We start from the raw sequence: 20,868 nt of genomic DNA, 5'->3' as shown, positions 1-20,868 counted from the left end.
GATGACTACTACGCAGGATCTCGGTTGGCTTCTCGCCAACTTCGCCGACCGGGTGCCGGGGGTCGCGCACGCGGTCGCCGTCTCCGCGGACGGCCTGCTCCTCGCTGGGTCACGGGATCTCCCGCGTGACCGCGCCGACCAGTTGGCCGCGATCGCGTCCGGCCTGGTCAGCCTGACCCAGGGCGCGGCCCGCTGCTTCGAGGGAGGCGCGGTGCTGCAAACGGTCGTGGAGATGGACAATGGCTTCCTGTTCCTGATGTCCATCTCCGACGGCTCGTCCTTCGCCGTCCTGGCTGCCCGCAGCTCGGATGTGGGGCAGGTCGGCTACGAGATGGCGTTGCTCGTCGACCGGGTGGGCGACGCGCTCACCCCGGCGCCGCGCGCTGCCGCGGGAATGCTGGGCTGACGTCCTGCTGACCAGAGTCGGCGGGGCAGCAAGGACGACAAGAGGGGCTCCACCGAGTGGAGCCGGTGCCGGGTACGAAGGAGGTGAGCGGCGACATGTCCGACCGTGACGAACCGACCGGAGCGTTGGTCCGTCCTTACGCCGTGACCCGTGGTCGTACCCGCCCCCGACTCGACATCGCGCTGGAGGCGCTCGTCGAGACGACGGTGCGCGGCCGGGCCGCTGCTGCCAACGGCAGTGGTGGCCAGGGTCGCGAGCACCAGTACATCGCCGCGCTGTGTGACGGACGCGTCCAGTCGCTCGCCGAGATCGCGGCGCGGATGCAGCTCCCGCTCGGTGTGGCCCGGGTGCTCATCGCCGACATGGCGACGGACGGCCTGGTCGCAGTCCACGAGCCGACCATCCTGGACGACTCGGACGACGCGGTGGGCACTGAACTGCTGGAGAGGGTGCTGAGTGGACTTCGCAGGCTCTGACATGTCGCACCGCCCGCCGACCCCGAGCGGGCGCGTGACGTCGGCGAAGATCGTTATCGCCGGTGGATTCGGCGTCGGCAAGACGACGCTGGTCGGTTCGGTCTCGGAGATCACGCCGCTGACCACGGAGGCGATCATGACCTCCGCCGGTGTGGGTGTCGACGACACCCGGCAGGTGCCGGGCAAGGCGACGACCACGGTGGCCATGGACTTCGGCCGCATCACCATCGACCGTGACCTGATCCTGTACCTGTTCGGTACGCCGGGTCAGACGCGGTTCTGGTTCATGTGGGACGAGCTGGTGCGTGGCGCCATCGGCGCAGTAGTGCTGGTGGACACCCGGCGGCTGGCCGACTGCTTCGCGGCGATCGACTTCTTCGAGCACCGGCGGCTGCCGTACCTGGTGGCCATCAACTGCTTCGACGGGATGCAGTACCACGACCCGCAGGACGTCCGCGACGCGCTGGCGATCTCGAGCGACGTCCCGGTGGTGGCCTGCGACGCCCGGAACCGGGAGTCGACCAAGCATGTGCTGATCTCGCTGGTCGAGTACGTGCTCACGATGCGGCGCTCCCGCGCGGTCGCGCCGGCCTGACCGGTAACCGTCGACGCGCCCGGTGCGGCTGAGGCCGCGCCGGGCGTTCGTCGCTCATGCTGCGGTTGGTGGTGGCTGACCTGGCCCCGCGTCGCCGTGCCGGGGCCAGGTGCCGGGGTTTCACGCGCTGTCGAGCCCGCATCTCGTCGGTGCCGGCGAGGACGATGCTCCTCGGCCAGGCCGGCTGCAATGAGGCTTGGGCGCCGCAACGAGCACGCCGGCGGCATACGAAGAGCCCCTGCTCCGATCCGGCCGACCGGCCGGGCCCGAGCAGGGGCTCTGATGCTGTGGAAACGTCAGGAACGGTAGCCGGCGGAGCGGTACTCGTACTCCCGATCGTCGTCGCGGTCACCGTGGTCACGGCTGAAGTCCCAGCCGCCGGCGGACTCCCGGCCCGGACGGCCACCCACCGCGAAACCGCCGATCTCCTGACCGCGGCGCCAGCCGCGGAAGTATCCGGTGGTGTTCTCCGCGAGGCTCGCGGCGTCCCGGACGATCCGGAGCGGACGCTCCTCCCGTAGCGGCGAGCCGGGCACCAGGTTGGCCTGCGGCACCCGCTTGGGCAGCCCGGCCCTGGTCTCCGAGCCGACTGCGGGGCGGGCGGCCTGTTCGGCCGCCTGCCAGCCGGTGTCGGCGAGGCTCGACCAGTCCAGGTCGGACTCGTCGTTGTGGCCGACGAACCAGGCGGACTTCGCCTGCGCGAAGATCAGCAGGTCACCGTCGCCGCTCTCGTCGGCCACCGGCGGTGGCCGGTGCTCGACCGGCGGTGGCGGCCGGTGCTCGACGGGCGGGCGCTCGGTACGGGCGGCCGGGCGGCCACCCCGGCCGGAGTCGACGGTGTCCACCAGGCGCAGCGGCGGCGTCTCCAGCTGCGGGTCGGTGTTCTCGCGCAGCGCACGGTCGGCCAGCGGTGGTGGCTCGACGAGCCGCAGCATCGGCGGCTCCTGAGGCAGGTCGTCGGCGAGCCACGGCGGGGTGACCCGCCCCTCGCCCGCTCCGGGGTCGGTCGGCGCGTCGACGCCACGCCCGCCCCCGTACGGGTAGGCGACCGGCTTGTCCGCCGAGCTGTCGGCCGGGTCCTCCGGGTTGTTCACCAGCGGCCAGTTCGCCCGCGAGCCGGGCGCGGCGGACTCCTGGTCCGGCCGCGGGGCGGGCACTGGGACGCTCAGATCGGTGGCGCTGAACCCGCCCGTGGGCGGTCCCGCGTCCCCGTTGGTCTTCGGCCGGGGCGGGATCACGGTGCGCTGCCGTTCCGCCCGGGCGTTCTGGATCGCGGCGGTGGTCAGCGTGGGCCGGAAGGGTTCGCCGGCCTCGGCAGGTGGCACCTTGCCGCGCTGCGCGGGAGCGATCGGGGTGATCCCGGGCGGTGGGGGCGGTGGCGCGGAGACGGGCCGGTTGGTGGGCGCGTCGATCTGGCTCGCGGCGGGCTCGGCACGAACGGGCGGCGCGGACACCGGCGGCCCGGCCAGCGCGGCCGGTGTCACCGGTGCGGGGGCGACCGGTGGTGGTGCGACCGGTTCCGGCGCGACCGGTGGCGGCCCGAGCGGTCGCGGGGGCAGCGGCAGGCTGCCGGCGGAGACCGGTTCGGGACGGCTGCGCCGGCCGCCGGAGTGCGTGGGGTCGGTCGTGGTCGGGCGGATGGCGCGGAGGCCGCTGGTGTTGCCCGTGAGGCCGGGCAGTTCCCCGGCGGGCTCACCGCGCCGGGCCGCGGCCCGCCGACCGGGGGCCGGGGTGGGCGTGGTGACCCGGGCGTTGAGTGCGCCCACGAGCGCGTCGCATCCCGCGTCGCAGGCCCGAACCGAGGCCACCGCCTGCCGGACGGTTTCCGCCACCGCCGAGGTGAGGGCGCGATTTACCGTGGCGCGCCGGGGCGTCTCGGAGATGGCGACCCGCAGCGCGGTCACCGCCTCGTCGATCTCCTTCTCGTCGGCGATGCCGTCCGCCGTGAGATGCGCGGCGACGGCGTCCGCGGCGACCGACACCACCCGGCCGTGGTCGACGGTGCCGCTGAGCATGCTCGGCTCGGGCAGGGCGTCGAGCACGGCCAGCGGCACCGGCTCGGCCGGATCGGGGTACGCGCGCAGTGCGGCCGGGTAGAGCTCCCGGAGCACCTCGCGCAGCGCCACGGCGGCAGAGTGTCGCCCGGTGGCCAGCGCGGCGTGCGCGGCGAGGACCTGCTTGTAGCCGGCGAGGTCCCGGGGGGCGGGGAGAGTCACGGCGGAGAGTGCGCCGGCCTGCAGCGCTCGGGCGAGGCCGACGGCCCGCCGTTCCGCCGGCGGCGACTGCATCTCCTCCAGCGAGTCGTCGTCGGCGAACCGCTCGGCGAAGTCGTCGACCGAGTCGTCGTCGGCGATCGCGAGGGGGCGACCGGCCGCGCTGAGCAGTGAGGTGACGGTGTGGTCGTCGCTGTCGGCGGCGATCGCCGCACCGCTCGGCCCGCCCGACCGCTCGACGAGCAGCGCGACCAGCTGGGCGTAGCCGGCCGGGTCGTCGCCGATCTCGCAGACAAGCAGCAGACGGCCTGCGTCATCGACCACAGCGGACGTCAGCGTCGAGCCGGCCGAGGCCGGTCGGTCGGCCGGATCCGCCGAGGCTAGACCGCAGTACACGCGCACGAGCGCCACAGCGTCGTCCTCCTCCCGGGACAGGTGTTCCTCTGCCAGTGACTGATGCTCCCCGGTAAGGGTCAGTCGCGCCAGTCCACTACCGCAGAGATCTTGCCGACAATGGTGCGCCAACCGAGACTTGCGGTTTGTGCCCCGATTTTCTTGAGTCGCCGCCGGCCGAGGAAACCACCGACCCCGCCATTGACCGAGGCCCGCAGCGCCTCGTCCAGGTCATCGAGGCTGGAGCCGGCGGAGAGCATGTCGAGTACGGCCGGTAGGCGCAGGGCGTACGACAGATCACGGGCGACCTCGCCGGCCTCGATCAGCAGCGTCGGATCCCACGTGTCGTGCCCGCCGCGAAGGTTCTCCACCACCAGGTCGAGCTCGTAGGTGTCCTCGTCCAGCGGGGCGATGTCGGCCGGCTCGACCCGTTCGGACAGTTCTTGCCAACTGTCCAGTTGGGACAGATCGTTGGGCGCACCGGATCGGATGAAACTGACCAGGGACTCGGGCGTCTTGAACAGCAGCAGCCGCCCCTTGTGGGTGAGGAAGGCCGGGACCTCCTCGTCGTTCGCCTCCTCGGGCGCGGCCTCCTCCTCGTCGGCCTCCTCGCCGTCGGCGGCCCGCTCGCGCTCGTTCTCCTCGTCGCTCGCGGCGAACTCGTCGGCCACGTCCTCGTCGAGGATGACGACGGTGTCGTCGTCCTCCTCCTCGATCACCTGGCGGCGGGCGAGGAACGGGTCGTCCTGGTCCCGCTCGGTGACGTCGGTCGGGGTCAGTTCCCGTGCCGGCCGGTACGCGCGCAGGGTGAAGCCGGTGCCGGCGGGGAGAGCGATCTCCACCGGGTCGATGCCGACCTTCTCCCACAGCGACCGGTCCACGTTCGCCGAGGGGCGATCGGTGTCGGCCTCCTCCGGCTCGACCGGCTCAGTGGTGTCGTCGAGCTCGGGCTCGTCGGCGTCGGGCCGTTGAGGCGACTGGCGGGCCACACTGACCTCCGTGTGCTTCGGGCTGCCCACTTCCGGCACTGCGGCCGGCGAGTGACTCTGGGCACATACCCTAGTGGGCCGCCCTGGAACACCGGTGGCCGCACCCCGGTGCGCCCATCGCCGTTCCCGGTGGCGGTCCGGCCGATAGACAAGTAGCGTAACTACACATGAAGGCCCAGGCGCTGCACGGACACCTCGACGCCCTGCTGCTGGCGGTGCTGGAGGGAGGAGCGCTGCACGGCTACGCCATCATCGAGGCACTGCGCGCCCGCAGCGACGGCAATCTCGACCTGCCGACCGGCACGATCTATCCGGCCCTGCGGCGCTTGGAGCGTGCCGGGCACGTCGCCAGTGCCTGGAGCACGGTCAACGGCCGGGAGCGGCGCACCTACCAGCTCACCGACGCCGGGCGCCGGGCCCTGGCGGGGGAGCGCGCCGGCTGGCACGAGTTCAGCGCGACCGTCGGGCGGTTCCTCGACCCCGGCACGGCCCCCACCGCGCCGGCGTGACGCGACCGACCGATGCGGTCGGACGTCCAGCGCGGCACCGGCCGGGACGGACAGAAGCGCGGCAGTGACGGGTGCCCAGCGTGGCATGGCGGCCGGGGCGATCGGAGCGCCGCGGTGGCGGGCGGACCTCAGCGGACCGCGAGCACCCAGCCTCGGGCGGCCCGGCCCAGCCAGAGGTAGCCGGCACTCGCCAGCACCGATCCGATGATCATCGGTGGCCAGGTGAGCGCGGCGTCCCAGAGGCCGATCGACCACGCGAAGAGAGCGGCCCCGGTCAGTACGCCGAGCCCCAGCGAACCGGTGAGCCCGGCGCCGACCAGCCGGGCGAGCACGGCGAAGCCGGGATCGGCCGACCGGGCGGCCACCCTCACCAGCAGCAGCGCGCCCACCGCGATGACGAGCGCGGCCAGCCAGAGCCAGTGCACCGACGCGGAGAGGAGCAGGTAACCGGACGGGGGCCGGGGTCCGTCGCTCCAGCTCGACCCGCGCCAGGTCAGATCCCCGGCGACGACCAGCACCGAGGCGACCGCGAGCACCCGTAGCGACAGCCCGCGCAGCGCCGCCACCGCGAGCTCGGCCTGCCAGGCCGGCAACAGCTGCGCCGGGCTGCCGAACTCGGCCACCGCACGCCGTTCGGCCTCCGCCGGCGGTACGCCTTCCGCCCGGTACGCCTCGACCGCGTCGAGCAGCCCGTGCCGAGCCTCCGTCAGCAGGTCGGCCTTCACCCGGGCCGGCCCGTGCAGCAACCCGGCCAGGTCCCGCAGGTGGTTGTCCACCAGGACGTCGTGGCAGCGCAGCATGAAGCCACCCTGCCACGTCCGGCACTTGTCCGCTGTCCGGTAATACCCTGGTCCGTCCCGGAGAACGGTCAGGGGGCCAGGGCGAGGTAACCGCGTTCAGCGGCCTCCTGAAGCAGCCACTGGTCCCGGTACCAGCCGGGGGAGGCGACCAGTTCGGCGTGCCGGCCGCGTTGCGACACCCGGCCGGCGTCGAGCACCACGATCTCGTCCAACTCGGCCAGGCCGGTGAGTCGGTGGCTGATGAGCAGCACCGAGTGCCCGGCGGGCGTGGCGGCCAGTGCCGAGGCGAGCACGGCGTCGGCGGCCGTGGGATCCAGCCCCTCGGTGGGCTCGTCCAGCAGCAGCACCGGCGGTGCGGCCAGCAGCGCCCGGGCCAGCGCCAGCCGCTGCCGTTGCCCACCGGAGAGCTGCCCACCCTCTTCGCCGACCACCGTGTCCCAGCCGGCGGGCTGGTCGCGTACCCAGTCGAGCAGGCCGGCGGCGGCGGTCGCGGCGACCAGTTCGTCCTCGTCCGCCACCGACTGGCCGAGCAGCAGGTTCTCCCGGACGGTGGCGTGGAAGACGTACGCCTCGGCGAGCAGCCCGCCGATCAGCCCCGGCAACTCGTCCTCGGAGTACGTCGTCACGTCGCGTCCGCCGACGGTCACCTGCCCCCCGCTGGGGCGTACGGCGCCGGTCAGGACGGCGGCCAGCGTGCTCTTGCCGGCGCCGCTCGGGCCGACCACCGCGATCCGCCGGCCGGCCGGCAGTTCGAGGTTCACCCGGTCGAGCGCGGGCGCGGCGCCCGGCCGGTACCGGACCGTCACCTCGTCGAGCCGGATGTCGTGCCCGTGGTCGACCAGGCCCGGACGGGCCCCGGCGGCCGGTCCGCCCGGAGGCGGCAGTTCCGAGCCGGGCAGCGGCTCGGGCCCGGGTGACGGTGGTACGTCGGGCTCGGTCGGGCCGGTCGCCGGTGCCGGCGCGGCTCCGCTCGGCGCGGTGTCGGGCGATGGCACGGCGGGGCGGCCGATCGCGGTGTCGCCGAGCAGGACGGCCACCCGGGTCAGGCCGGCGCCGAGCTGGGTACGTTGCCGGGCCGCCCCGACCAGGGCCAACGCGATCTCGACGGCGCTCAGGGTGCCCACGGCCAGCACACCGACGAGTACGCCGGGCACGCCCGCGGACAGCGCGACGAGCACCACCGCGGCGGCGGTGAGCCCGGCGACCAGGGTGCCGACGGCGTCCACCGCGAACCCGGCGGCGGCGAGGCGACGTTCCAGCCGGGCCAGCCGGGTGGCGCGTCCGGTGGCCGCCCGCAGCGCGGAACCGGTGGCGCCGAACGCGGCGAGGTCGGCGGCGCCGTGGGTCAGGTCGATCGCGTCGGCGGCCAGCGCACCGCGCAGGGGTGCCAGCTCGGCGGCGCTGCGCCGGGTCAGCGTGGTGGCCAGGACGGGCAGGGCCAGCCCGGCGACGAGCAGCCCGACCGCGAGCACCCCCGCGGCGGGCGGCGAGATGAGCGCGGCCCCGCCCACCGCGACCAGGCTGACCAGCACCGCCGCCGCGCCCGGCACGAGTACCCGCAACAGCAGGTCCTGGACCGCCTCCACGTCGGAGACGAGTCGACTCAGCGCGTCGCCGCTGCGTGCTGGAGCGGTACGGCGGGCGGCGAGCGTGGCGAACACCCGGGCCCGTACGTCGGTGATCATCCGCAGTACGGCGTCGTGCCCGGCCAGTCGTTCGGTGTAGCGGAACACGCCCCGGCTGATCGCGAGCGCGCGTACGGCGACGATGGCGACGGTGAGCCGATCCAGCGGGGGCCGCCCGGCGGCGCTCATCAGCAACCAGGTCGCGGTCGCCATCAGGGCCAGCCCGGCGAACTCGGTGGCCGCGGCGAGCAGTCCGGCGCCGACCAGGCGGCCGAGGTACGGCCGGGCCAGGCGCAGCACCGCCCGTTCGGCAGCGCCCGTCCGGACGCCGGGACCGGGGCGCTCGGCGGTCCCGGCGGTCGGGTCGATCGCGGCGGGGCCGGCGATGTCGAACTCCGACGGAACGGCCACACCGGCGGCGGCGGGGCCGAGCGCACCGGCCCTGGCGGCGTCGATCTCGGCCGGGCCGACCGGTGCGGGACCGGCGGTACCGGGTGCGGGCTCGCGCGGTGCGGTGCTCATCAGGATGCCTCCCCGGTCGGTACGGGGCTCAGTTCGGTGACCCGACCGTCCTCGATCCGCAGGATCCGGTCGGCGTCGGCGAGCAGCGCGGGGCGGTGCGCCACCAGCAGTGCCGTCCGCCCGGCCACCAGCCGGTGGGTGGCGGCCAGCACCACCGCCTCGGAGGCGCTGTCCAGCCGCGCGGTCGGCTCGTCGAGCAGCACCACCGGCGCGTCCCGGAGGAAGGCCCGGGCCAGTGCCACCCGCTGCCGCTGCCCGCTGGACAGGCCGTGCCCGCGTTCGCCGAGCACCGTGCCGAGCCCGTCGGGAAGGCCGGCGACCACCTCGTCCAGCGCAGCGTCGTGGACCGCTTCGGCGAGCGCCGCGTCCGGGGTGTCGGGGGCGCCGAGGCGGATGTTGTCGGCCAGCGAGGCGGCGAAGAGGTGGGCGCGCTGCGGGACCCAGGCGAGTTGGCGGCGCCAAGCGTCCAGGTCGACGTCGGCCAGATCCACGCCGCCGACGGTGATCCGGCCACTGGTCGGGGTCACGAAGCCGAGCAGGAGTCCCAGCAGCGTGCTCTTACCGGCGCCGCTGGGCCCGACCACGGCGATCTTCTCGCCCGGTCGTACGGTCAGCGTCACGTCGCGCAGCGCGACGGTCCGTTCGTACGCGACGGTCACCGACTCGAACCGGATCTCGCCGCGCCCGTCGGGAACGCGGCGGCTCTCCGCTTCGGGCGGGGTGGGCGCGCCCGCCTCCACCCCGAACGCGTCGTTCAACGCCGTGAGCCCCTCCTGGCTGGCGTGGAACCGGCTGCCGGCGGCTCGCAGCGGCAGGTACGCCTCCGGGGTCAGCAGCAGCACCAGGAGCGCGGTCTGCAGGGCGATTCCGCCACCGAGCAGGCGGATGCCGACCGGTACCGCCACCAGCGCCACCGAGAGGGTGGCCACCAGCTCCAGGACCAGGGCGGAGAGAAAGGCGATGCGCAGGGTACGCATGGTGGCGACCCGGTGCCCGTCGGCCATCCGGCGTACGACACCGACCTGCGCCCGGGCGCGGCCGAAGGCACGCAGCGTGGGCAGCCCGGCGACCATGTCGAGGAAGTGCCCACCGAGCAGCGAGAGGCGGCGCCACTGGCGTTCGGTGGCGGCCTGCGCCTGCCAGCCGAGCAGTGCTCCGAAGATCGGGATCAGCGGCAGCGTCAGCGCGATGATCACCGCCGAACTCCAGTCGGCGAGCCCGATCCGGGCGAGTACGGCCAGCGGAACGGTGACGCTGAGCACCAACTGCGGCAGGTACCCGGTGAAGTACGCGTCCAGCGCATCGAGCCCGCGTCCGGCCAGCGTGGCGAGCTGCCCGGCCCGCTGCCCGGCGACCCAGCCCGGGCCGTTGCGGCCGACGGCGGCGAGCAGGTCGGCGCGGAGCGCGGCCTTGACCGTCGCGGCGACCCGGGCGGCGACGGTGCCCTGCGCCCACACCAGCAGCGCGCGGCCCGCGACGGTGGCGGCGAAGCCGGCCAGCGCGGGTCGGTCCAGCCGCCCGTCGACCGCCGTGGCGAGCAGGGCGGCCAGCGTGGTCGCCTGCGCGACGACCAGCCCCGCCGCGAGCACGCCCAGCAGGGCGAGCAGGGCGAGATCGCGCCGGGCCGCGGGGACCCGACGCAGCAGACGTGGGTCGAAGGGGCGGCGGTTCACCAGTACACCGGTGCTCTGCCGTCCGTCCGTCCCCGGAACACCCACCAACACATCAGTTGGAAGCCTAGTAGGGCCGGCAGGAGCGGCATCGCGAGCCAGCCGAGCAGGCGCAAGGTCGGTGCGCTGGCGGCGGCGTCGGCCACGGTCAGCGACGCGCCCGGGTCGGTCGTGGAGACCAGCACGTAGGGCCAGAGGGTCGCCCCGACCAGCGCCACCGGCAGCGCGAGGGCCGCCGCGGTGGCGGTGAAGGCCACCCCCGGGCGCCCGCGGGCGAGCGCCGCGCGGGCCACCAGCAGGGCCGTGACCAGCAGCGCGGCCAGCAGTACGCCGGCCAGCGGCTGCTGCGCGGCCGCCCGTACCCGTTCGGAGAGGAGACCGACGATGGTGGCCACGCCGACCGCGGCGAGCGCCACCGGGAGCAGGCGGCGGGCCAGCCGACCGGCCCGGGCGGCGTCGTCGGCCGGCAGCCGGAGCGTGAGGAAGGTCGCACCGTGCGCCGCCACCAGCGCGACCATGGCCAGCCCGGCGGCGGCCGCGAACGGGGTGACGAGGTGGGTCAGCCCGACGACGTGCCCGTCGGTGTCGCGCGGTACGCCCTGGAGCAGCCCGGCGAGCAGAGCCCCCCAGCCCAGGGCGGCGAGCGCGCTGCCGACCACCACCACCCGGTCCCACCGGGCGCGGACCCGCTCGTGGGCGGGCCGGCTGCGCAGCTGTACCCCGGCGGTCACCAGGATCACCCCGGCGAGCGCGCCGAGCACGGCCGGGTAGAACCCGGAGAGTAGTTCGCCCTCGAGCACGGGGAAGGCGCCGAAGAGGATGCCGACGGCCGCCACCAGCCAGACCTCGTTGCCGAGGAAGAACGGGCCGACGGCGTTGAGCGCGGCGCGGCGCCGGCCGGGGTCGGTGTTGCGGGCGAGCGAGAGACCGACGCCGTAGTCGTAGCCGCCGAGCACCAGGTAGGTGCCGAAGAAGAGGCCGAGCAGGACGTACCAGGTGAGTTCCACGTCAGCTCCTCACGCGAAGGCGGGCTCGGTACGGGGGTGGATCGGCGGCCCCGGCGGCCGGCCGAGGGCCGGGTCGTGCGCTCCGCGAGCGGCGTGCCGGGCGATGAGCACCCAGTTGGTGACGGCGAGCGTGCCGAGCAGCAGGCTGAAGCCGATCAGCGAGGTGAGCATGACCGGAGCGCCGACGGGCGAGACCGCCTGGTCGACGGGGAGCAGCCCGTACGCGACCCAGGGCTGGCGGCCGACCTCGCGCGCGATCCAGCCGAGGATCGCCGCGACGAACGGCAGCGGGAGGGCGAGCAGCAGCAGCCAGAGCGGAAAGCGCAGCCGGATGATCCAGTCACGCCAGAGCAGCGGCACCAGCAGCCAGAGCGCGCCGAGGGTGAACCCGATCAGGATCATGAAGCCGAGCCCGGCGCTGGCCAGCACCGGAGGCGTGTAGTCGCCGGGGCCGAACCGGGCGGTCCACTCGGCGATCATGGCCTGGGCCTCGTCGCCGCCGCCGAACTTCGTGGGCTGCACGTTTCCCACCGGGTCGAACTGGGCGAACCCGAAGCTCTGCACCATGGAGATCGACAGCGCCGCGGTGACGAGCCCGATCCGCAGACCGGTGCGGTGCAGCGCGTGGTCGGAGGTGCGGCGGATCAGGTGCCCGGCGCTGACCGCGGCCATCAGCATCCCGCCGACCAGCAGCGCTGCCGAGACCACGTGCCCGAAGGCCATGGTGAGGGTGGGGTTGCTGAGCAGCGCCGGGAAGTCGGTGAGGTGCGCGACGCCATCGCGGACCTCGTAGCCGACGGGGTTCTGCAACCAGGAGTTGGCCACCAGGATCCAGAACGCCGAGGCGTACGCGGTCAGCGCCACGCCCCAGAGCAGGGCGAGGTGTACGCCGCGCCGCAGCCGGTGCCACCCGAAGATCCACATGCCGAGGAACGTGGACTCGAGGAAGAAGGCGACGAGGGTCTCGATCGCCAGGGGAGCGCCGAAGACGTTGCCGACGTAGCGCGACAGCCCGCTCCAGTTCAGGCCGAACTGGAACTCCATGACGATGCCGGTGGCGATGCCGAGCACGTAGTTGATCACGTAGAGCTGGCCCCAGAACCGGGTGAGTCGCTCGTACTTCTGCTTACCGGTGATCACCCATGCCGTCTGGAGACCGACCAGCAGGGTGACCAGGCCGAGCGTGACGATCACGAAGAGGAAGTGGATCGAGGTCGTGGTGGCGAACTGCAGTCGGGCGAGGAGCAGGGTGTCCATCCGGCACTCCAACGAGTCGGCTCGCTTTTGGTAGGGAGCCTACACGTAGATTTACTACCTATAACTACTACGCCTTGTCGTAGTCAACTATACGACAAGGCGTAGTAGTGGTTGCCGGAGTTGGATCAGCTCAGGAAGAGCGAGATGGGAAGCATGACCAACGTCGACGCGACGGCCAGCGCGGTGACCACGATCAGTCGGCGGGGCTCGTCCACGACCAGCAGCCGCTGCACCCGGACGTCAAGGTCACGATCGCCCAGGCCGAGCGCACCGGCCGGGGTGATCCGGTGACCGGCGGTCGCGAACCGGCGCAGAGCGCCGGCCAGGGGAGCCTCGGCGTGCAGCTCACGGGCCTTGTCGTCGGCCCGCATCTCCACCAGGAGGGCGACCCGCTCGTGAGCCTGGCGCACCCACCGGAGCCAGGGCAGGGCCCGGCCGAGCGCGGTGAACGGCAGCAGCACCAGATCGTGCCGCTCCTGGGCGTGCGCCCGCTCGTGCGTGAGCACCGCGTCCAGCTCTGCGGGGTCCAGCAGGCTCAGCGTTCCCGCGCTCACCACCACCCGCGGCTTCACCCCCGGCAGGCAGTACGCCGCCGCACTCGGGTGGTCGAGCACGAGTGCGCCGGGCACGGCCGGGTCGTCCCGAGCCACCAGGGCGAGCAGGTCCCGGTGCCGGCGTTGGGCGCGCAGCGCGGCGTGGGTGCTGCGTACGGTCGTGGTCAGCAGCACCGCGCCGATCCCGAACCCGATGCCCACCAGGCTCAGGTGCAGCACGTTGACCCCGGCGGGGAGCCGGTTGTGCAGCAGGTCGGCGAAGAGAGCGACGAGCCCGCTGCCAGGGGGAAGGTCGTACGCGCTCACCCCGAGCGCGATCGGCAGACCCATCGCGGAGAGGCCGAGCGCCAGACCCACCGCCTGCCAGCAGACGATCGCCACCCGGGGGCTGTGCCACGGCCAGGTCGAGCGGGCCAGCACCTGGGCGGTCACCCAGCAGGCCAGGATCGTCAGGGAGAAGTGCAGGGCGTACGCCACGGCCACCGCCCTACCTGTCCACTGCCTCGTCGGCCGAGGTCGAGCGGTCGGCCCTCGTGCTGGTCGGCGCCTCGACCCGATCGGTCAACGCACCGGGCCGCCCGGCCCCGCCCGCCGCGTGCTCGGCCGGCGCCACACCCGTGGCCTCGGCGGAGAGGGCGGCGCGGAGCACCTCGGCCTCCGTGCCGGTCACCGAGCGGGCGAAGCGCACCAGCGCCGCGTCCCGGCTGCCGCCGAGGTCGAGTGCGTCGAGCATGAGCTGGGCGATGTGCGCCTCCCGGCTGGCCGCGGCCCGGTAGCGCCAGGCCCGCCCTTCCCGCTGGCGCTGCACCATGCCCTTGCCGGCCAGCCGGTCCAGCACCGTCATCACCGTGGTGTAGGCCAACTCCCGGCCGGCCAGCGCGTCGGCGACCTCGCGCACGGTCACGCCGTCGGACGTGCTCGGGACCGAGTCCCACAGCACGTCCATCACCGCACGTTCAAGATCACCGAGCCGAGTCACACAGCAATCCTACCCCCGGTAGTAGACCGCCCCCACCGCAGTCCGCCCAGCCGACCCTCCGACCGCAGCACCACCCGAGCCCACCCCTCCCAGGGCAGTGCACCCGAGCTGACCCCTCCCGCGGACCGCGCCCAGACGAGGTTTCCGGGGAGCCCCGCCCGCGCAGGGATCAAGCCTGACCGCCCGGAGCGGGCGGGGCTCCCCGGAAACCCAGCGGCCGAACCGCGGCTCACACCCCCTTGGGGTGCCAGACCGTCTTCGTCTCCAGCAAGGTGGTCATCCGGGTCACCCCAGGGTCCGCGAACCAGTCGTGGTCGGCCGGTGCCGGCCGGAGCACCCGCTTCAGGTTCTCCGCGGCCTTGATCTCCAGCTCTGCCGCCAGCTCCGCGTCAGCGACACCGGTCAGGTCGATGGCGTTGACGTCCATGTGCGCGGCGAGCGTCGGCACGGTCTCACTGATCTTTCCGGTGAGGAGGTTGACCACCCCGCCGGGCAGATCCGAGGTGGCCAGCACCTCGGCCAGGGTGATCGCTGCCAGCGGCTCCGCGGGCGAGGCCGTCACCACCACGGTGTTGCCGGAAACGATGGCCGGGGCGATCACGCTGACCAGCCCGAGCAGCGCCGGCCGCTCCGGGGCGACCATCGCCACCACGCCCGTCGGCTCCGGCGCGGAGATGTTGAAGTAGGGGCCGGCGACGGGGTTCGCGCCGCCGTACACCTGGGCGAGCTTGTCGGACCAGCCGGCGTACCAGACCCAGCGGTCGATCGCCGCGTCCACCTCCTCGCCCGGCACGCCCAGCGCCACGAACTGTTCCCGCCGGCCCTCCAGCATCTCGGCGACGCGGTAGAGGACCTGACCCCGGTTGTACGCGGTCGCGCCGGCCCACCCCTTCACGGCGGCGCGGGCGGCGACCACGGCGTCGCGCGCGTCCTTGCGGGAGGAGAGGGCGACGTTGGCGTCCTGCACGATGTACGACCGTCCCGACTCGCTGCGTGGGAACTTCCCGCCGATGTAGAGCTTGTACGTCTTGCGTACCGCGACCCGCTCAGACATTGAGGTACGCCTCCAGCCCGTGCCGGCCGCCCTCGCGACCGTAGCCCGACTCCTTGTATCCGCCGAAGGGCGAGGTGGGGTCGAACTTGTTGAACGTGTTGGCCCAGACCACCCCGGCGCGCAACCGGTCGGCCGTCCAGAGGATCCGGGAGCCCTTGTCGGTCCAGATCCCGGCCGACAGCCCGTACGGGGTGTTGTTCGCCTTCTCCACCGCCTCGGCCGGGGTGCGGAAGGTGAGTACCGACAGCACCGGTCCGAAGATCTCCTCGCGGGCGATCCGGTGCGCCTGGGTGACCCCGGTGAAGATGGTCGGGGCGAACCAGAAGCCCCGGTCCGGCAGCTCGCACGGGGGCGACCAGCGTTCCGCGCCCTCGGCCGCGCCCGCGTCCGAGAGCTCCTTGATCCGCGCCAGCTGCGCCGCCGAGTTGATCGCACCGATGTCGGTGTTCTTGTCCAACGGATCGCCGAGGCGCAGCTGGGCCATCCGCCGCTTCAGCGACTCCAGCACCCGGTCGGCGACCGACTCCTGGACGAGCAGGCGGGAGCCGGCGCAGCAGACGTGCCCCTGGTTGAAGAAGATGCCGTTGACGATGCCCTCGACGGCCTGGTCGATCGGCGCGTCGTCGAAGACGATGTTGGCGGCCTTGCCGCCCAGTTCCAGGGTGAGCTTCTTGCGGCTGCCGGCGACCGACCGGGCGATCGCCCGGCCGACCTCGGTCGAGCCGGTGAAGGCGACCTTGTCCACGCCCGGGTGCTCGACCAGCGCCCGGCCCGTCTCGCCGGCGCCGGTGACGATGTTGACCACGCCCGGCGGCAGGTCGGCCTGCTGGCAGATCTCGGCGAAGAGCAGCGCGGTGAGCGGCGTCGTCTCCGCCGGCTTCAACACCACCGTGTTGCCCGCGGCCAGCGCCGGGGCGATCTTCCAGGCCAGCATCAGCAGTGGGAAGTTCCACGGGATGACCTGCGCGGCCACGCCGAGCGGCTGCGGGTTCGGGCCGAAGCCCGCGAAGGGCAGCTTGTCGGCCCAGCCGGCGTAGTAGAAGAAGTGCGCGGCGACCAACGGCAGGTCGACGTCGCGGGACTCCTTGATCGGCTTGCCGTTGTCCAGCGACTCCAGCACCGCGAGCTCGCGGGAGCGCTCCTGGATGATCCGGGCGATCCGGAAGAGGTACTTGGCCCGGTCCCGGCCCGGCATCGGGCCCCACACCTTCTCGTACGCCGTCCGGGCTGCCCGGACCGCGCGGTCGACGTCGCCGGAGCCGGCCTCGGCGATCTCGGCGAGCACCTCCTCCGTGGCCGGGTTGATCGACTTGAAGCTGCCGCCGTCGGAGGGGTCGACGAACTTCCCGTCGATGAAGAGCCCGTACGCGGGCTTGATGTCCACCACCGAGCGGGACTCGGGGGCGGGGGCGTATTCGAACATCGCGCTCAGTCCAGGGTGAAGTAGTCGGGACCGGCGTAGACACCGGTCGTCAGCTTGGTGCGCTGCATCAGCAGGTCGTTCAGGAGACTGGACGCGCCGAACCGGAACCAGTCCGGGTCGAGCCAGTCCGGGCCGACGGTCTCGTTCACCATCACCAGGTACTTGATCGCGTCCTTGGTGGTGCGGATGCCGCCGGCGGGCTTCACGCCCACCTGCCGCCCGGTGGCGGCGCGGAAGTCGCGCACCGCCTCCAGCATCACCAGGGTCACCGGCGGGGTGGCGGCCACCGGGACCTTGCCGGTGGAGGTCTTGATGAAGTCGCCGCCCGCCAGCATGGCCAGCCAGGAGGCGCGCCGCACGTTGTCGTACGTCGCCAGCTCGCCGGTCTCCAGGATCACCTTGAGGTGGGCGTCCCCGCAGGCCTCCTTGGTGGCGACGATCTCGTCGTACACCTCCTTGTAGCGGCCGGCCAGGAACGCGCCTCGATTGATCACCATGTCGATCTCGTCGGCGCCGGCCTCGACGGCGGCCCGGGTGTCGGCGAGCTTGACCTCCAGCGGCGCCTGCCCGGACGGGAAGGCGGTCGCCACGCTGGCCAGGTGCACCTTGCTGCCCTTCAGCACCTCGGCGACGTACGGGACCATCGCCGGGTAGACGCAGACCGCGCCCACGTGCGGGCAGGACGGGTCGGCCGGATCGGGGCGCAGCGCCTTGGCGGCCAGCGCCCGCACCTTGCCCGGGGTGTCCGCGCCCTCCAGCGTCGTGAGGTCGACCATCCGGATCGCCAGGTCGATCGCCTGGGCCTTGGCGGTGGTCTTGATGGAGCGGGTGCCGAGTTGTGCCGCCCGCTGCTCCGCGCCGACCTGGTCCACGCCGGGCAGGCCGTGCAGGAAGGTCCGCAGAGCGGTCTCGGATCGTCCCAGCTCGGAGAGGTCCGACCGGGCCGACGTCGGTGTCGCCGTCATGCCAGGAAGTCTACGCATCCATCGACACGGTGATCTTGGTCACTTCAGCCGCGTCGGTGAGCGCCCACTCCGGGTGAGCGGCGTCGCCCCGCTCGCCCGCACCCGCACGCCGGAGGCGAACCGTTCGGTAGGTTGAGCGATCGTGGATGTACACGTCATTGACCACCCGCTGGCGCAGTCCCGGCTGACCGCCATGCGGGACGAGCGCACCGATTCCGCCTCCTTCCGGGCGGCGCTGCACGAACTCACCACCATGCTGGTGTACGAGGCGGCGCGCTCCTTTCCGGTCGAGCGGTACGACATCCGGACGCCGGTGACCGGCACCGAGGGAACCCGGCTGGCGAACCCGCCGCTGCTGGTGCCGGTGTTGCGTGCCGGCCTGGGCATGGCGGACGCCGCACTGGGCCTGCTGCCCGAGTCCTCGATGGGCTTCGTCGGGCTGGCCCGGGACGAGAAGACGTTCGAGCCGCGCGCGTACATGGAGTCGCTGCCCCGGGACCTGACCGGCCTGCCGGTGCTGGTGCTGGACCCCATGCTCGCCACCGGCGGGTCGCTGGAGCACTGCTGCCGCCTGCTGGCCGACCGCGGCTGCACCGACATCACCGTGCTCTGCGTGCTCGCCGCGCCGGCCGGCATCGAGCGGCTCGAACGCTCCGGTCTGCCGATGCGGCTGGTCACCGCCTCGATCGACGAGGGCCTCAACGACCGCAAGTTCATCATTCCGGGCCTCGGCGACGCCGGCGACCGCCAGTTCGGCGGCATGCCCCGCTTCTGACCCGCCCACTCGTTCACGGAAAGAGGGCTCATTCCACGCCGAATGGGCCCTCTTTCCGTGAACGAGCGCGCATCCGTAGGGGACGTCGGCGCGCCCGGCGAGTGAGGTGGTGCGTGGGGTGCGTGGACCGGATAGCGTCTGCGGCCATGACTGGTGTTGCGCTCGCCGAAGAGTTGCTCCTCCTCGCGTACGACGACGAGACGGGCAAGGCGACCATGCCGCGGATCAGCCTCGACCTGGGGATGGCCGCGGCGGTGCTGATCGAGTTGGCTCTCGCGGGCCGGATCGCGTTCACCGACGGGAACCTGACCGCGGTCGATCCGACGCCCACCGGCGAGCCGGTCGCCGACGATGTGCTCGTCCGGATCGCAGAGGACAGCCCGCACACCCCGTCCTCCTGGGTGCAGCGGCTCCGGCACGGCCTACGCGACCGGATCCTGGGTGACCTGTGCAGCCAGGGTGTGGTCCGGGACGTGGACGAGACCGAGCTTGGCTTCATCCACGTGCACCGCTACCCGGTGGTCGACGCCTCCGTCGAAGCCGACACCCGACGCCGGCTGGCCGACGCGCTCACCGGCGGCGTGGCTCCCGACGAGCGGACCGCCGCGCTGGCCACGCTGGTCGCCGTACTGCGCATGGAGTCGGCGCTCGGGCTGAGCGACGGAGCTGCCGACGCCGCCCGCGACCGGCTCGCCGAGATCGCCAGCGGCGCCGGCTTCTCCGGCGAGGTCAGCCTGGACGACTCCGTGGTCCGCCCCTCCGTGGGGTTGGTCGTCGCCGCCCTGGCGCAGGCCGTCAACGCCGCCCTAGGCCCCCGCCGCTAACCCCTCCGGTCGCGGCCGAACGTGAGGTCGGCGGGGTGCGGGAGCGCACCTCCGCCCGCCAACCCGCCCGCCGCTTCGAACGCCGCCGCCCCTCATGATCGACGCGTAGGCGCGCGGTTCAGAGGTTGAGGGCGGCGGCGATCTCGGCGCGGAGCCGGGTGATCGCCTGCTGCGCGCGGTCGCGGGCCGTGGCGACGTCTCCGCCCGTGACCGGCTCCACCACCTCCAGGTACGCCTTCAGCTTCGGCTCGGTGCCGGACGGACGGATCACCACCCGGGCGGTGGCCGTACGCAGGATCACGACGTCCGCCTCGGGGAGCAGATCCTCGGTCGTGTCGACCGGGTGCCCGAGCAGGGTGGTCGGCGTCGCCGCCCGGATCCGGGCCATCGCGTCGGCGATCTGCCGCAGGTCGTCCACCCGCACCGAAAGCTGGTCGGTGTGGTGGACGCCGAACTCGGCGGCCAACTCGTCGAGCCGGTCGGTGAGGGTGCGCCCCTGCGCCTTCAGCCCGGCGGCCAGTTCGGCGACGGTAAGCGCGGCGCTGATCCCGTCCTTGTCGCGGACCAGGTCCGGCGCGACGCAGTAGCCGAGCGCCTCCTCGTACCCGAAGACCAGCGGTACCGACCCGCCGCCGGCGCGGACGATCCACTTGAACCCGGTCAGCGTCTCGTCGTACGGCAGCCCCCGCGCGGCGCACATCGCCCGCAGCAGTGACGACGACACGATCGTGGTGGCGTAGAGCCCGGTCACCCCGCGACGCATGAGGTGGTCGGCGAGCAGGACGCCGACCTCGTCACCGCGGAGCATCCGCCAGCCGGATCCGCCGTCCCGGACCGCCACCGCGCACCGGTCCGCGTCCGGGTCGTTGGCGATGGCGAGGTCCGCGTCGGTCGCGTTGGCCAGCGCCACCAGCAGGTCCACCGCGCCCGGCTCCTCCGGGTTGGGGAAGGAGACGGTGGGGAACTCCGGGTCCGGTTCGGCCTGCTCGGCCACGATCCCCGGCACCGGGAAGCCGGCCCGGGCGAAGGCCGCGGTCAGGACGGCTCCGCCCACCCCGTGCAGCGGGGTGTACGCCACGGAGAGCTCCCGGGACCCGTCCGGCGCGATCACCGAGGCGACCTGTTGCACGTAGGACGCGACCAGGTCGTCGCCGAGCACCTGGCCCGCCGGGCCGAGCGGCACCTCGGTCAACGGACCGACGGCCCGGATGGCGGTCTCGATTCCGGCGTCGGCCGGGGGCACGATCTGGGCGCCGGCGCCCAGCGTCTCACCCAACTGGGCGCCCAGGTACACCTTGTAGCCGTTGTCCTGGGGCGGGTTGTGGCTGGCGGTGACCATCACCCCGGCCACCGCGTCGAGCCGGCGTACCGCGTACGCGAGCACGGGCGTCGGCAGTGGGCGGGGCAGCAGCAGCGCCGGACGTCCCGCCCCGGTGGCGACCTGGGCGGTGCGCTCGGCGAATTCGCGGGAACCGTGCCGGGCGTCGTACCCGATCACCAGCGGACCGGTGCCGCCCTGGGCGGCGAGCCAGCCGACCAGCCCGGCGGCCGCCTGGGTGACCACCGCGAGGTTCATGCCGTTCGGGCCCGCGCGCAGCGGCCCACGCAGACCGGCGGTGCCGAAGGTCAGCGGACCGGCGAACCGGTCGGCGAGGTCCGGGGCGCTCGCCGGCAGCCGGTCGAGGACCGCCCGCAGCTCGGCCCGGCTGGCCGGGTCCGGGTCGTCGTCGAGCCAGCGCCGGGCTTGCTCGCGAATGTCGTCGATGTCAGTGGTGTCCGCCGGCATGCCTCTTGATAGCACGCCGGCGGAGCACCGCTGACAGTTCCCTCCG

19 protein-coding genes are annotated in these 20,868 nt (G+C 73.4%); 6 read left to right on the top strand and 13 right to left on the bottom strand.

Annotation, left to right across the window (positions count from 1 at the left end; translation table 11 throughout):
• Position 1: 1 nt before the first annotated feature.
• The 3 genes from AB0F98_RS21570 (at position 2) to AB0F98_RS21560 (ending at position 1,477) form a co-directional block, all read left to right on the top strand.
• Complete coding sequence (locus tag AB0F98_RS21570; protein ID WP_076471087.1) at positions 2-406, top strand: roadblock/LC7 domain-containing protein; 405 nt, start codon at positions 2-4, stop codon at positions 404-406.
• Positions 407-501: 95 nt separating this feature from the next.
• On the top strand, positions 502-882 hold the full coding sequence (locus tag AB0F98_RS21565; protein ID WP_350790886.1) for a DUF742 domain-containing protein: 381 nt from the start codon (positions 502-504) through the stop codon (positions 880-882).
• A gap of 1 nt (position 883) precedes the next feature.
• Entirely contained in the window at positions 884-1,477 is a 594-nt protein-coding gene (locus tag AB0F98_RS21560) for an ATP/GTP-binding protein (RefSeq protein WP_076471088.1), read from the top strand.
• Between the two features lie 296 nt (positions 1,478-1,773).
• Here AB0F98_RS21560 and AB0F98_RS21555 read toward each other — a convergent pair whose 3' ends face one another.
• Both AB0F98_RS21555 and AB0F98_RS21550 read right to left on the bottom strand, forming a co-directional pair.
• Positions 1,774-4,125, bottom strand: a complete 2,352-nt coding sequence (locus AB0F98_RS21555; protein WP_357738008.1) for a transposase — start codon at positions 4,123-4,125, stop codon at positions 1,774-1,776.
• A 38-nt stretch (positions 4,126-4,163) separates the two neighbouring features.
• Positions 4,164-5,102 carry a DNA primase gene (locus AB0F98_RS21550; RefSeq protein ID WP_357737916.1) on the bottom strand — a complete coding sequence of 313 codons (939 nt, stop codon included), beginning with the start codon at positions 5,100-5,102 and terminating at the stop codon, positions 4,164-4,166.
• 137 nt (positions 5,103-5,239) lie between these two features.
• Here AB0F98_RS21550 and AB0F98_RS21545 point away from each other — a divergent pair, with 137 nt between their 5' ends.
• Positions 5,240-5,581, top strand: coding sequence for a helix-turn-helix transcriptional regulator (locus AB0F98_RS21545; protein ID WP_355145560.1), 342 nt, complete (start codon positions 5,240-5,242; stop codon positions 5,579-5,581).
• Positions 5,582-5,709: 128 nt separating this feature from the next.
• Here AB0F98_RS21545 and AB0F98_RS21540 read toward each other — a convergent pair whose 3' ends face one another.
• The 10 genes from AB0F98_RS21540 to deoC form a co-directional block, all read right to left on the bottom strand.
• Positions 5,710-6,381, bottom strand: a complete 672-nt coding sequence (locus tag AB0F98_RS21540) for a permease prefix domain 1-containing protein (RefSeq protein WP_357737913.1) — start codon at positions 6,379-6,381, stop codon at positions 5,710-5,712.
• Positions 6,382-6,449: 68 nt separating this feature from the next.
• Positions 6,450-8,528 (bottom strand): ATP-binding cassette domain-containing protein, encoded by a 2,079-nt coding sequence (locus tag AB0F98_RS21535; protein ID WP_357737911.1) that lies wholly within the window; start codon positions 8,526-8,528, stop codon positions 6,450-6,452.
• A complete protein-coding gene (gene cydD / locus AB0F98_RS21530; protein WP_357737909.1) occupies positions 8,528-10,201 on the bottom strand; it encodes a thiol reductant ABC exporter subunit CydD in 1,674 nt (557 codons plus the stop codon). The genes AB0F98_RS21535 and cydD overlap by 1 nt, the downstream gene beginning before the upstream one ends.
• Positions 10,198-11,205, bottom strand: coding sequence for a cytochrome d ubiquinol oxidase subunit II (gene cydB / locus AB0F98_RS21525; RefSeq protein WP_357737904.1), 1,008 nt, complete (start codon positions 11,203-11,205; stop codon positions 10,198-10,200). The genes cydD and cydB overlap by 4 nt, the downstream gene beginning before the upstream one ends.
• A 9-nt stretch (positions 11,206-11,214) precedes the next feature.
• Positions 11,215-12,462, bottom strand: a complete 1,248-nt coding sequence (locus AB0F98_RS21520) for a cytochrome ubiquinol oxidase subunit I (protein WP_357737902.1) — start codon at positions 12,460-12,462, stop codon at positions 11,215-11,217.
• Positions 12,463-12,587: 125 nt separating this feature from the next.
• On the bottom strand, positions 12,588-13,493 hold the full coding sequence (locus AB0F98_RS21515; RefSeq protein ID WP_357738006.1) for a M56 family metallopeptidase: 906 nt from the start codon (positions 13,491-13,493) through the stop codon (positions 12,588-12,590).
• Positions 13,494-13,503: 10 nt separating this feature from the next.
• On the bottom strand, positions 13,504-13,995 hold the full coding sequence (locus AB0F98_RS21510) for a BlaI/MecI/CopY family transcriptional regulator (RefSeq protein ID WP_357737900.1): 492 nt from the start codon (positions 13,993-13,995) through the stop codon (positions 13,504-13,506).
• Positions 13,996-14,224: 229 nt separating this feature from the next.
• The gene (locus tag AB0F98_RS21505; RefSeq protein WP_357737898.1) at positions 14,225-15,049 is read right to left on the bottom strand and encodes an aldehyde dehydrogenase family protein; all 825 of its coding nucleotides are present in this window, start codon (positions 15,047-15,049) and stop codon (positions 14,225-14,227) included.
• The gene (locus AB0F98_RS21500) at positions 15,042-16,472 is read right to left on the bottom strand and encodes an aldehyde dehydrogenase family protein (protein WP_357737896.1); all 1,431 of its coding nucleotides are present in this window, start codon (positions 16,470-16,472) and stop codon (positions 15,042-15,044) included. Before AB0F98_RS21500 ends, AB0F98_RS21505 begins: the two co-directional genes overlap by 8 nt.
• A 5-nt stretch (positions 16,473-16,477) precedes the next feature.
• Positions 16,478-17,437, bottom strand: coding sequence for a deoxyribose-phosphate aldolase (gene deoC / locus AB0F98_RS21495; protein WP_357737894.1), 960 nt, complete (start codon positions 17,435-17,437; stop codon positions 16,478-16,480).
• A 142-nt stretch (positions 17,438-17,579) separates the two neighbouring features.
• Here deoC and upp point away from each other — a divergent pair, with 142 nt between their 5' ends.
• Together upp and AB0F98_RS21485 are read left to right on the top strand one after the other, a co-directional pair.
• Positions 17,580-18,212: a uracil phosphoribosyltransferase gene (upp, locus tag AB0F98_RS21490; protein WP_357737892.1), complete on the top strand. Its 633-nt coding sequence runs from the start codon at positions 17,580-17,582 to the stop codon at positions 18,210-18,212.
• A 146-nt stretch (positions 18,213-18,358) separates the two neighbouring features.
• Positions 18,359-19,036, top strand: a complete 678-nt coding sequence (locus tag AB0F98_RS21485) for a GPP34 family phosphoprotein (protein ID WP_357737890.1) — start codon at positions 18,359-18,361, stop codon at positions 19,034-19,036.
• A gap of 118 nt (positions 19,037-19,154) precedes the next feature.
• Here AB0F98_RS21485 and AB0F98_RS21480 read toward each other — a convergent pair whose 3' ends face one another.
• Positions 19,155-20,822 (bottom strand): phospho-sugar mutase, encoded by a 1,668-nt coding sequence (locus AB0F98_RS21480; protein ID WP_357737888.1) that lies wholly within the window; start codon positions 20,820-20,822, stop codon positions 19,155-19,157.
• Between the last annotated feature and the right edge of the window lie 46 nt (positions 20,823-20,868).

The organism is Micromonospora sp. NPDC023737, from assembly GCF_040639715.1.
In the GTDB taxonomy this organism is placed as follows: domain Bacteria; phylum Actinomycetota; class Actinomycetes; order Mycobacteriales; family Micromonosporaceae; genus Micromonospora.
Note: the sequence above shows the minus strand (reverse complement) of the source record. Positions and strands in the feature narration are given on the sequence as shown.